Below are 11780 nucleotides of genomic sequence, written 5' to 3' on the forward strand. Positions count from 1 at the left end.
AGCCGATGGGTGCCGATCGCACTTTCGCGTACGGCGCCGCCGCCGGTCTTCTCGGTGACCTGCTCCTCGGCGATCCTCGCCGCGGGCATCCGGTCGCCGCGTTCGGTCGTGCGGCCGCTGCCGTGGACCGCGCGTTGTGGCACGACCACCGCGGCTGGGGCGCCGTGCACACCGCCGTGTGCGCCGGTGGCGCCGTCGCGCTCGGCACGCTGGCCGCACGCGCCGTACGCCCCTCCCCCGCCGCCTCCGTCGCCCTGACCGCCGCCGCCACCTGGGCGGTCGTCGGCGGTACGTCGCTCGCCCGGGAGGCCCGCACGATCGGGCGCGCCCTGGAGTGCGGGGACGTCGAGGCGGCGCGGGCCCGGCTGCCGCATCTGTGCGGCCGGGACCCGCAGGCGCTGGACGCCGACGGGATCGCCCGGGCCGTGGTGGAGTCGGTCGCCGAGAACACCTCCGACGCCGTCGTGGGCGCCCTGGTGTGGGGGGCCGTGGCCGGGGTGCCCGGGCTGCTGGGGTTCCGGGCCGTCAACACCCTGGACGCGATGGTCGGTCACAGGTCGCCCCGCTACCGGCGCTACGGCTGGGCCTCCGCCCGGCTCGACGACGTCGCCGGCTGGCCGGGGGCCCGGCTGACCGCCGTACTCGCCGCCGTGGCCGGATCCGACCCGCGCGGTGCCCTGCGCGCCTGGAAGGCCGACGCCCGCAGGCACCCGAGCCCCAACGCCGGGCCCGTCGAAGCGTCGTTCGCGGGGGCGCTGGGGGTGCGGCTGGGCGGCACGCTGTCGTACGGCGGCCGGATCGAGCACCGCCCCGTGCTCAACGGGCGGGCCGGACGCGCCGTCCAGGTCACCGACATCGACCGGGCCGTACGGCTCTCCCGCCGCGTCGGCCTGCTCGCGCTCGGCACCACGGTCGCCGCGCGCCTCCTCCTCAAGGGTGTCGTCAAGGGTCTGAAGGGACGTGGCAAGTGAGCGGGGGTCTCCTCGTCGCCGGCACCACCTCCGACGCCGGAAAGAGCGTCGTGACGGCCGGGATCTGCCGGTGGCTGGTGCGCCAGGGCGTGAAGGTCGCGCCGTTCAAGGCGCAGAACATGTCGCTCAACTCCTTCGTGACCCGTGAGGGCGCGGAGATCGGGCGGGCGCAGGCCATGCAGGCCCAGGCGTGCCGGATCGAGCCGACGGCGCTGATGAACCCGGTGCTGCTCAAGCCGGGCGGCGAACAGAGCAGCCAGGTGGTGCTGCTGGGCAAGCCGGTGGGCGAGCTGAGCGCGCGCGGCTACCACGGCGGGCGCCAGCAGAAGCTCCTGGGCACGGTGCTGGACTGTCTGGCCGAGTTGCGGGGCACGTATGACGCGGTGATCTGTGAGGGTGCGGGCAGCCCGGCCGAGATCAATCTGCGCCGGACCGACATCGTGAACATGGGGATCGCACGGAACGCGCGGCTGCCCGTGCTGGTGGTGGGCGACATCGACCGCGGGGGCGTCTTCGCGTCCTTCTTCGGGACCGTCGCCCTGCTCTCACCCGAGGACCAGGAACTGGTCGCCGGGTTCCTGGTGAACAAGTTCCGGGGGGATGTCAGCCTGCTGGAGCCCGGGTTGGACATGCTCCAGGGCCTGACCGGGCGGCGGGCGTACGGCGTGCTGCCGTTCCGGCACGGGCTGGGCATCGACGAGGAGGACGGACTGCGGGTGTCGCTGCGCGGCACGGTCCGCGAGTCCACCGTGACCCCGCCCCTGGGTGCGGACGTGCTGCGCGTCGCCGTGTGCGCGATCCCGCTGATGTCCAACTTCACGGACGTGGACGCGCTGGCCGCCGAACCGGGGGTCGTGGTGCGGTTCGTGGACCGCCCGGAGGAGCTGGCCGACGCGGACCTGGTCGTCGTCCCGGGCACGCGCGGGACCGTACGGGCCCTTCAGTGGCTGCGCGAGCGCGGGCTGGCCGACGCGCTGGTACGGCGGGCCGCCGAAGGACGCCCCGTCCTCGGCATCTGCGGCGGCTTCCAGATCCTCGGCGAGCACATCGAGGACGAGGTCGAGTCGCGGGCCGGCGCGGTCGACGGGCTCGGTGTGCTGCCCGTGCGGGTGCGGTTCGCCCGTGAGAAGACCCTGACCCGGCCGGCCGGGGAAGCCCTCGGCGAGCCGGTCGAGGGGTACGAGATCCACCACGGCGTGGCCACGATCGAGGGCGGCGAGGCCTTCCTCGACGGCTGCCGGGTCGGCCGGACCTGGGGCACGCACTGGCACGGCTCGCTGGAGTCGGACGGCTTCCGGCGGGCCTTCCTGCGCGAGGTGGCGGCCGCCGCGGGCCGCCGCTTCGTGCCCGCGCCGGACACCTCCTTCGCCGCGCTGCGCGAGGAGCAGCTCGACCGGCTCGGCGACCTGATCGAACAGCACGCGGACACGGACGCGCTGTGGCGGCTCATCGAGTCGGGCGCGCCGCAAGGACTGCCTTTCATCCCACCGGGAGCGCCTGCATGAGCACAGTGTTGTTGTTGTCGACCGCCGACACGGATCTGCTGGCGGCCCGGGCCTCCGGCGCGGACTACCGCATCGGCAACCCGACGCGCGTGGACACCGAGCAGGAGCTGCCACGGCTGATCGAGGGCGCGGACCTCGCCGTCGTACGGCTGCTGGGCGGCAGGCGCGCCTGGGAGGACGGGCTCGCCGCGCTGAAGGCGGCCGGGATCCCGACCGTGCTGCTGGGCGGCGAGGCCGTGCCGGACGCCGAGCTGATGGCCGAGTCGTCGGTGCCTGCCGGTGTGGTGGCGGAGGCACTGAGGTACCTGGTCGAGGGCGGGCCCGCGAACCTGCTGGAGCTGTCCCGGTTCCTTTCGGACACCGTGCTGCTGACCGGCGAGGGCTTCGAGGAGCCGCGCAAGATGCCGGAGTACGGCGTCCACGGTGATCGTGCTGTCGTCGACGGACGCCCCACCGTGGGCGTGCTCTTCTACCGGGCGCACGAGCTCAGCGGCAACACCGCCTTCGTGGACACCCTGTGCGACGCCATCGAGGCGAAGGGCGCCAACGCGCTTGCCCTGTACTGCGGTTCGCTGCGCGGCGCGGACGCCGGGCTGTACGAGCTGCTGGGGAAGGCCGACGCGCTGGTGGCCACCGTACTGGCGGCCGGCGGCACGCACGCCTCGCAGGCCTCGGCGGGCGGTGACGAGGAGTCCTGGGACATCGGCGCGCTCGCCGACCTCGACGTCCCCGTCCTGCAAGGGCTCTGCCTCACCTCCTCGCGGGCCGCGTGGGAGGAGTCGGACGCCGCCCTCTCCCCCATGGACGCGGCGATGCAGGTCGCGATCCCGGAGTTCGACGGCCGGCTGATCACGGTGCCGTTCTCCTTCAAGGAGCAGGGCCCGGACGAGGTCCCGGTGTACGTCGCCGACCCGGAGCGGGCCGCGCGGGTGGCCGGAATCGCCCTGCGGCACGCGCAGTTGAAGCACAAGCCGAACGCGGAGAAGCGCATCGCGCTGGTCTTCACCGCCTACCCGACGAAGCACTCCCGGGTCGGCAACGCGGTCGGTCTGGACACCCCGGCTTCGGCGGTGCGGGTGCTGGACGCGCTCAGGGACGCGGGGTACTCCCTCACCGCATACCCCTCCGGCGGCGACGAGTTGATCCACCGGCTGATCGAGGCCGGCGGCCACGACGTGGAGTGGCTGACGGAGGAGCAGCTGGCGGCGGCGCCCGCGCGGGTGCCGCTGGCCGACTACCGGGCCTGGTTCGAGAAGCTGGACCCGGACCTCAGGCAAGGCATGCTGGAGGCGTGGGGCGAGCCGCCGGGCAGCCTGTACGTCGACGGCGACGACATCGTGCTGGCGTCCCTGCAGTTCGGCAACGTCGTGGTGATGATCCAGCCGCCGCGCGGCTTCGGCGAGAACCCGATCGCGATCTACCACGACCCCGACATGCCGCCCTCGCACCACTACATGGCGGCCTACAGGTGGCTGGAGAACAACTTCGGCGCGGACGCGATCGTGCACATGGGCAAGCACGGCACGATGGAGTGGCTGCCGGGCAAGGGGCTGGGGCTGAGCGCCGGGTGCGCGCCGGACGCGGTCCTCGGCGACCTGCCGCTGATCTACCCGTTCATCGTCAACGACCCCGGCGAGGGCACCCAGGCCAAGCGGCGCGGGCACGCCACGGTGGTCGACCACCTGGTGCCGCCGATGGCCCGCGCCGACACCTACGGCGACCTGGCCAAGCTGGAGCAGCTGCTGGACGAGTACGCGCTCGTCTCGGACCTGGACCCGGCGAAGGCCCCGGCCGTCCGCGCCCAGATCTGGACGCTGGTCAAGGCCGCCGAGCTGCACCACGACCTGCATGTGGACGAGCAGCCGGACGACGCCGAGTTCGACGAGTTCGTCATGCACATCGACGGCTATCTGTGCGAGATCAAGGACGTGCAGATCCGCGACGGCCTGCACATCCTGGGCGGCGGACCGGTCGGCGAACCCCGCGTGAACCTCGTCCTCGCCGTGCTCCGCGCCTCGCAGGTGTGGGGTGGGCAGGCGAACGCGCTGCCGGGTCTGCGCGCCTGCCTCGCCGCCCGCTTCGGGCTGGACGAGAAGGAGCTGCTGGGCGAGCCCGGCGCTCCGGTGAAGGTGCCGGTGGAGCTGACCGACCTGGTGGAGGGTCCGGCTCGTACCGCCTCCGACGCGATCGACCTGCTGGAGCAGCTGTGCCGGCGGATCGCGGAGGGCATGGAGGAACAGGGCTGGGAGCGCACGGCCGTACCGGCTGTCCTGAGTGACGTGCTCGGCATCGAACTCCCGGACGCCGTCGCGGTGCTGGAGTTCGCCTGCGCCGAGGTCGTGCCGCGGCTCGCCCGCACCACCGACGAGATCGGGCACATCCTGCGAGCCCTGAACGGCGGATATGTCCCGGCCGGCCCCTCCGGTTCCCCGACCCGCGGTCTGGTCAACGTGCTGCCGACCGGCCGGAACTTCTACTCGGTGGACCCCAAGGCCATCCCGTCACGGCTGAGCTGGGAGGTCGGCCAGTCACTCGCCGACTCCCTGGTGCAGAGGTATCTGCAGGACACGGGCGAGTACCCGAAGTCCGTGGGCCTGACGGTCTGGGGGACGTCCGCGATGCGCACCCAGGGCGACGACATCGCCGAGATCCTGGCGCTGCTCGGCTGCCGCCCCGTGTGGGACGACGCCTCGCGCCGGGTCACGGGCTTCGAGGTGGTTGCGCTGCAGGAGCTGGGGCGGCCGCGCATCGACGTGACGATCCGTATCTCCGGGTTCTTCCGGGACGCGTTCCCGCACGTCGTCGGCCTGCTCGACGACGCGGTACGCGCCGTGGCCGAGCTGGACGAGCCCGCCGGGAGCAACTTCGTGAAGGCGCACGCCGACGAGGACACCGCCGGTCACGGTGACCGGCGGCGCGCGACGGCCCGTATCTTCGGCTCCAAGCCGGGAGCGTACGGCGCCGGTCTGCTGCCGCTGATCGACGCCCGGAACTGGCGCTCCGACGCCGACCTGGCCGAGGTGTACGCCGTCTGGGGCGGTTACGCCTACGGGCGCGGGCTCGACGGGCGGGCGGCGCGCGGGGACATGGAGACCGCGTTCAGGCGGATCGCGGTCGCCGCGAAGAACGTCGACACCCGCGAGCACGACCTGGTCGACGCCGACGACTACTTCCAGTACCACGGCGGCATGGTCGCCATGGTCCGGCACCTGACCGGCACCAACCCGGAGGCGTACGTCGGCGACTCCGCCGTACCCGACCAGGTGAAGACCCGCACGCTCGGCGAGGAGACCCACCGTGTCTTCCGGGCCCGCGTGGTCAACCCGCGCTGGATGGCGGCCATGCGCCGGCACGGCTACAAGGGCGCCTTCGAGATGGCGGCGACCGTGGACTACCTGTTCGGCTACGACGCCACCGCGGGCGTGGTCGACGACTGGATGTACGAGAAGCTCAGCGCGGAGTACGTCTTCGACCCGGAGAACCGGGACTTCATGAAGAAGTCCAACCCGTGGGCGCTGCGCGGCATCACCGAGCGGCTGCTGGAGGCCGCCGACCGTGGCCTGTGGGCGGAGCCGGACGCGGAGACGCTGGAGCGGCTGCGCGCCACCTACCTGGAGCTGGAAGGCGACTTGGAGGGCGACGACCAGTGACAACCCCCTTCCCTTTTACGGCCGTTGTCGGTCAGGACGACCTGCGGCTCGCGCTGCTGCTGAACGCCGTGTCCCCGGCGGTCGGCGGTGTGCTGGTGCGCGGCGAGAAGGGCACGGCCAAGTCGACGGCGGTGCGCGCCCTGTCGGCGCTGCTGCCGAAGGTCGCGGTGGTGCCGGGCTGCCGGTTCTCCTGTGACCCGGCGGCCCCGGACGCGTCCTGCCCGGACGGGCCGCACGAGCCGGGGCCCGGTACGGCGCGCCCGGCCCGGATGGTCGAACTCCCCGTCGGTGCCTCCGAGGACCGGCTGGTCGGCGCCCTGGACATCGAACGGGCGCTCGCCGAGGGCGTGAAGGCGTTCGAGCCGGGCCTGCTGGCCGACGCGCACCGCGGGATCCTGTACGTCGACGAGGTCAACCTGCTCCACGACCACCTGGTCGACCTGCTGCTGGACGCGGCGGCGATGGGTGCCTCGTACGTGGAGCGCGAGGGCGTCTCCGTGCGGCACGCGGCCCGTTTCCTGCTCGTCGGCACGATGAACCCCGAAGAGGGCGAGCTGCGGCCGCAGTTGCTGGACCGGTTCGGGCTGACCGTGGAGGTCGCGGCCTCGCGGGAGCCCGAACAGCGGGTCGAGGTGGTGCGGCGCCGGCTGGCGTACGACGACGATCCGGCCGGTTTCGCCGCGCGGTGGGCCGAGGAGGAGGCCGCCGTACGTCAACGGATCATTGCGGCGAGGGAGTTGCTGCCGCAGGTGCGGCTCGGCGACGGGGCGCTGCGGCAGATCGCGGCGACCTGCGCGGCCTTCGAGGTGGACGGCATGCGCGCCGACATCGTGATGGCGCGTACGGCGACCGCGCTGGCCGCGTGGGCCGGGCGGACCGACGTGCTCGCCGAGGACGTGCGGCAGGCGGCGCTGCTGGCGCTGCCGCACCGCAGGCGCCGTAACCCGTTCGACGCGCCGGGCCTGGACGAGGACAAGCTGGACGAGACGATGGAGCAGTTCTCCGGCGAGGACGAGGGCGAGGACGACCCCGATCCCGACGGTCCCGGTGGCGGCGGTGGCCGGCCTGCGCCCGACAGCGGCCCCCAGGGCGGCGGTGACACCGCCGCGCGGCCCGAGGCCGGTGAGGCCGGGGAACCGCAGGCCTCCGGCGCACGGGAGCAGTCGGCCGTACGGGCCGCCGAGCCGTTCCGGACCAAGGTGCTGAGCGTGCCCGGGATCGGGGAGGGTGCCGCAGGCCGTCGGTCGCGGGCGCGCACCGAGCACGGGCGGACGACCGGGGCACGGCGGCCCCGGGGAGCGCTGACCAAGCTGCACCTGGCCGCCACCGTGCAGGCGGCGGCCCCGCACCAGCGGGCGCGTGGCCGGTCGGGGCCGGGGCTGGTGATCCGCCGGGACGATCTGCGGCAGGCGACCCGGGAGGGGCGCGAGGGCAACCTCGTGCTGTTCGTCGTGGACGCCTCCGGGTCGATGGCGGCGCGGCAGCGGATGGGTGCCGTGAAGGGTGCGGTGCTGTCGCTGCTGCTGGACGCCTACCAGCGGCGGGACAAGGTGGGCCTGGTGACCTTCCGGGCCTCGGCCGCGGAGGTCGCGCTGCCGCCGACCTCCTCCGTGGACGCGGCGGCGGCCCGGCTGGAGTCGCTGCCGACCGGTGGCCGTACGCCGCTCGCGGCCGGGCTGCTCAAGGCGCACGAGGTGCTGCGCGTGGAGCGGCTGCGGGATCCGGCGCGGCGGGCTCTCGTGGTCGTCGTGACCGACGGGCGGGCCACCGGTGGCCCGGAGCCGGTCGCGCTGGCCGGGCGGGCGGCTCGGCTGTTCGCGGCCGAGGGGGTCGCGTCGGTGGTCGTGGACTGCGAGTCGGGGCCGGTGCGGCTCGGGCTCGCCGGACAGCTCGCGGGTGAGCTGGGCGGTACGGCGGTGACGCTCGACGAGTTGCGGGCGGACTCGATCGCCGGGCTGGTGAAGGACGTACAGAGGAGGGCCGCGTAATGCCGCAGGGACAGCCGAGTGTCGTACCGGACGACGGCCTGACGACCCGTCAGCGCCGCAACCGGCCGCTGGTCGTCGTGCACACGGGCGTCGGCAAGGGCAAGTCCACCGCCGCGTTCGGGCTCGCGCTGCGCGCCTGGAACCAGGGCTGGCCGATCGGGGTGTTCCAGTTCGTCAAGTCCGCGAAGTGGAAGGTCGGCGAGGAGAACGCCCTGCGGGTGCTCGGCGCCTCCGGCGAGGGCGGCACCGTCGACTGGCACAAGATGGGCGAGGGCTGGTCGTGGGTCCAACGGGACGCCCAGATGGACAACGAGGAGAAGGCCCGGGAGGGCTGGGAGCAGGTCAAGCGGGACCTGGCCGCCGAGACCTACCGGCTGTACGTGCTGGACGAGTTCGCCTACCCCATGCACTGGGGGTGGGTGGACACCGATGAGGTCGTGGACGTGCTGCGGAACCGGCCCGGCACGCAGCATGTGGTGATCACCGGGCGGAACGCGCCGGAGAAGCTGGTCGACTTCGCCGACCTCGTCACCGACATGTCCAAGGTCAAGCACCCCATGGACGTGGGGCAGAAGGGCCAGAAGGGCATCGAGTGGTGACGTCGTCGGTGCCTCGGCTGGTCATCGCCGCGCCCTCCTCGGGCAGCGGCAAGACCACCGTCGCCACGGGGCTGATGGCCGCGTTCGCCGCGCGGGGGCTCGCCGTGTCCCCGCACAAGGTCGGGCCGGACTACATCGACCCCGGGTACCACGCGCTCGCGACGGGGCGGGTGGGGCGCAACCTGGACGCGTACCTGTGCGGGCCGGAGCTGGTCGCTCCGCTGTTCCTGCACGGGGCGCGGGGGTGTGACATCGCCGTGGTCGAGGGTGTGATGGGGCTGTACGACGGGGTGGCGGGCGAGGGGGAACTCGCGTCCACCGCGCATGTCGCCAAGCTGCTCAGGGCACCGGTGGTGCTGGTCGTCGACGCTTCGTCGCAGTCGCGGTCGGTGGCGGCGCTGGTGCACGGGTTCGCCTCCTGGGATCCCCAGGTGCGGGTCGGGGGCGTGATCCTGAACAAGGTCGCGTCCGACCGGCACGAGGAGCTGCTGCGGGAGGCGCTGGACTCGGCGGGAGTGCCGGTGCTGGGTGCCCTGCGGCGGGCCGGGCAGGTGTCGACGCCTTCTCGGCATCTGGGGTTGGTGCCGGTTGCGGAGCGGGGCGCTGCGGCGGTGGAGGCTGTGGCGGCGATGGCGGTGCAGGTGGGTCAGGGGTGCGACCTGGACGCCCTCGAAGCGCTTGCCCGTAGTGCAGGCGCCCTCCCTGGGGGCTCCGCCCCCTGGACCCCCGCCTCGGCCGCCCACCGCCCGAGACCGTCGGCTGGAAGGCGAGCGCCCGTGGTCGCCGTAGCCGGTGGGTCCGCGTTCACCTTCTCCTATGCCGAGCACACCGAGCTGCTGACCGCCGCCGGTGCCGAGGTCGTCACCTTCGATCCGCTCCGTGATGAGCAACTCCCGGACGGTGCCGCCGGGTTGGTCATCGGCGGCGGTTTCCCCGAGGTCCACGCCGCCGAGCTGTCGGCCAACGAGCCGCTGCGCAAGGCGATTGCCGAGCTGGCGCTGAGCGGTGCCCCGGTGGCAGCCGAATGCGCCGGACTGCTCTACCTATGCCGGGAGCTGGACGGGCAGCCGATGTGCGGCGTGCTGGACGCCACCGCGCGGATGACGGAACGGCTGACGCTCGGCTACCGGGACGCCGTGGCCGTCGGGGACAGTGTGCTGGCCGCCGCGGGGACGCGGATGCGGGGGCACGAGTTCCATCGGACCGTCGTCGAGCCCGGCGCCGGGGCTGCTCCGGCGTGGGGCGTGCGGGCGCCGGTCCGGCGGGTCGAAGGTTTCGTACAGCACGGCGTGCACGCGAGTTATCTGCACACGCACTGGGCGTCCGAGCCCGGTGTCGCCCGTCGGTTCGTGGAGAGGTGCCGGACGTCATGAGCAGCAGGCTGGTCGGAGTCGGGGTCGGTCCCGGTGATCCGGAGCTGGTGACCGTCAAGGGGGTCAACGCCCTGCGGGCCGCCGATGTCGTCGTCGTACCCGTGATGGACACGGGAGAGCGGGGCCGGGCCGAGGCGACCGTGTTGCACTACGTGCCCGAGGACAAGGTCGTCCGGGTGGTGTTCGCGCTGAACGAGCGGACGGACCGGGCGCGCCGGGAGGCCGCCTGGGACGCGGCGGGTGCCGCGGTCGCCGGGCTGCTGGAGCAGCACGGGTCGGTCGCCTTCGCCACCATCGGCGATCCCAACGTGTACTCGACGTTCACGTATCTCGCGCAGACGATCGCCGGGCTGGTGCCCGGTGTCGTCGTGGAGACCGTGCCCGGGATCACCGCCATGCAGGATCTGGCGGCCCGGTCCGGTGCCGTGCTGACCGAGGGCACCGAGCCGCTGACGCTGGTGCCGGTGACCGCGGGGTCCGCCGTGCTCAAGGAGGCGCTGGCCGGGCCCGGGACCGTCGTCGCGTACAAGTTCGGGCGGCAGGCCGCCGAGGTCGCCGAGGCGCTGAAGGAGAACGGGCGGCTGGCGGATGCCGTGTGGGGATCGGCGCTGGGGCTGCCGGAGGAGTCGGTACGGCCGGCCGCCGAACTGGACGGGACCCCGCTGCCGTACCTGTCGACACTGATCGCGCCCCCGCGGCGGGACGGCGGACGAGGCGGAAAGCTGTGAAGCAACCGGGGCGACCGGTCGGGACGGCGGCCACCGGAGACACCGGCCACACGTCACCAGTCCGTTCAGCTGCCGGCGAGACCGCTGGACGGGACCCCATTGCCGCACCTGTCGACACTGATCGCGCCCCCACGGCGGGACGGCGGACGAGGCGGAAAACTGTGAAGCGACCGGGGCGACCGGCCAGGGCGGCGGCCGCCGGGGGCGCCGGCCGCCCGTCGCCGGTCCGTTCAGCTGCCGGAGAGGCCGACCACCAGCCAGATGAACGCCGCGCCCGCCACCGTGCACAGCAGGGTGGAGCGCGCGGGGTGCTCGTGGTGGGCCTCGGGCAGGATCTCGGCGGCGGCGAGGTAGAGCAGGACGCCGCCGAAGAGGCCCAGGTAGCCGCCGAGCGCCGCCTCGGGGATGTGGAAGAACGCGGTCGACAGCGCGCCCAGCACGGGTGCGCAGGCGTCGGCCACCAGCATGGCGATCGCCCGGCGGCGGGCGTTGCCGTACAGGCTCGTGATGGTGAAGGTGTTGAAGCCGTCGGCGAAGTCGTGCGCGATCACGGCGAGCGCCACGGCCGCGCCCATGCCGCCGCCGACCTGGAAGGCCGCGCCGATGGCCACGCCGTCCATCGCGCTGTGGCCCACCATCGCGGCGGCCGCCACGAGGCCCACCTCGGGCGCCCGGTGGTCGTGCCCCTCGGCGCCGCCGTGCGCGGCCTGGCGGGCGGCCAGGGTCCGCTCCACCAGGTGGGCCAGGAGAAAGCCGGCCACGAACAGCAGCAGGGCGGCGGGTACGCCGAAGATCTCGCGGCCGGCCGCGTGCAGCGCCTCCGGCAGCAGGTCCAGGCCGACCACACCCAGCATCAGGCCGCCGGCCAGTCCCAGGACGAGATGGCGCCGGTCGGTCACGCGCTGTGCCGTCCAGCCGCCGGCCAGCGTCATCAGGAACGCGCCGAGCGCGACGAAGACCGCCATA

The 11780-nt window shown here is 73.5% G+C and carries 8 protein-coding genes; 7 read left to right on the plus strand and 1 reads right to left on the minus strand.

Translation table 11 applies throughout. The annotated features are described in order from the left end of the window. Positions 1-5 precede the first annotated feature (5 nt). From LMU33_RS30630 to cobI, 7 genes are read left to right on the plus strand one after another with little or no spacing between them, the layout of a single operon-like run. Positions 6-971, plus strand: a complete 966-nt coding sequence (locus LMU33_RS30630) for a cobalamin biosynthesis protein (RefSeq protein WP_228623958.1) — start codon at positions 6-8, stop codon at positions 969-971. After that, positions 968-2476, plus strand: a complete 1509-nt coding sequence (locus LMU33_RS30635; RefSeq protein WP_228623960.1) for a cobyric acid synthase — start codon at positions 968-970, stop codon at positions 2474-2476. The genes LMU33_RS30630 and LMU33_RS30635 overlap by 4 nt, the downstream gene beginning before the upstream one ends. Then, the gene (cobN, locus tag LMU33_RS30640; protein ID WP_228623962.1) at positions 2473-6126 is read left to right on the plus strand and encodes a cobaltochelatase subunit CobN; all 3654 of its coding nucleotides are present in this window, start codon (positions 2473-2475) and stop codon (positions 6124-6126) included. The genes LMU33_RS30635 and cobN overlap by 4 nt, the downstream gene beginning before the upstream one ends. Continuing rightward, positions 6123-8114 (plus strand): putative cobaltochelatase, encoded by a 1992-nt coding sequence (locus LMU33_RS30645; RefSeq protein ID WP_228623964.1) that lies wholly within the window; start codon positions 6123-6125, stop codon positions 8112-8114. The genes cobN and LMU33_RS30645 overlap by 4 nt, the downstream gene beginning before the upstream one ends. Continuing rightward, positions 8114-8713 (plus strand): cob(I)yrinic acid a,c-diamide adenosyltransferase, encoded by a 600-nt coding sequence (gene cobO / locus LMU33_RS30650; protein WP_228623965.1) that lies wholly within the window; start codon positions 8114-8116, stop codon positions 8711-8713. The genes LMU33_RS30645 and cobO overlap by 1 nt, the downstream gene beginning before the upstream one ends. After that, positions 8707-10086 (plus strand): cobyrinic acid a,c-diamide synthase CobB, encoded by a 1380-nt coding sequence (locus tag LMU33_RS30655; RefSeq protein WP_228623967.1) that lies wholly within the window; start codon positions 8707-8709, stop codon positions 10084-10086. Before cobO ends, LMU33_RS30655 begins: the two co-directional genes overlap by 7 nt. After that, positions 10083-10814, plus strand: a complete 732-nt coding sequence (gene cobI / locus LMU33_RS30660; RefSeq protein WP_228623968.1) for a precorrin-2 C(20)-methyltransferase — start codon at positions 10083-10085, stop codon at positions 10812-10814. Before LMU33_RS30655 ends, cobI begins: the two co-directional genes overlap by 4 nt. 230 nt (positions 10815-11044) lie before the next feature. Here the strand turns inward: cobI and LMU33_RS30665 are convergent, their stop codons facing one another. After that, positions 11045-11779 (minus strand): ZIP family metal transporter, encoded by a 735-nt coding sequence (locus LMU33_RS30665; protein ID WP_228623970.1) that lies wholly within the window; start codon positions 11777-11779, stop codon positions 11045-11047. Between the last annotated feature and the right edge of the window lies 1 nt (position 11780).

Source organism: Streptomyces barringtoniae (assembly GCF_020819595.1).
GTDB classification, from domain to species: domain Bacteria; phylum Actinomycetota; class Actinomycetes; order Streptomycetales; family Streptomycetaceae; genus Streptomyces; species Streptomyces barringtoniae.

What these genes read in the sequence shown, in the direction of transcription:
- LMU33_RS30630 (WP_228623958.1), top strand. Translation starts at nt 6, where the DNA reads ATGGGTGCCGATCGCACTTTCGCGTACGGCGCCGCCGCCGGTCTTCTC.
- cobN (WP_228623962.1), top strand. Translation starts at nt 2,473, where the DNA reads ATGAGCACAGTGTTGTTGTTGTCGACCGCCGACACGGATCTGCTGGCG.
- cobO (WP_228623965.1), top strand. Translation starts at nt 8,114, where the DNA reads ATGCCGCAGGGACAGCCGAGTGTCGTACCGGACGACGGCCTGACGACC.
- cobI (WP_228623968.1), top strand. Translation starts at nt 10,083, where the DNA reads ATGAGCAGCAGGCTGGTCGGAGTCGGGGTCGGTCCCGGTGATCCGGAG.
- LMU33_RS30665 (WP_228623970.1), bottom strand. Translation starts at nt 11,779, where the DNA reads ATGGCGGTCTTCGTCGCGCTCGGCGCGTTCCTGATGACGCTGGCCGGC.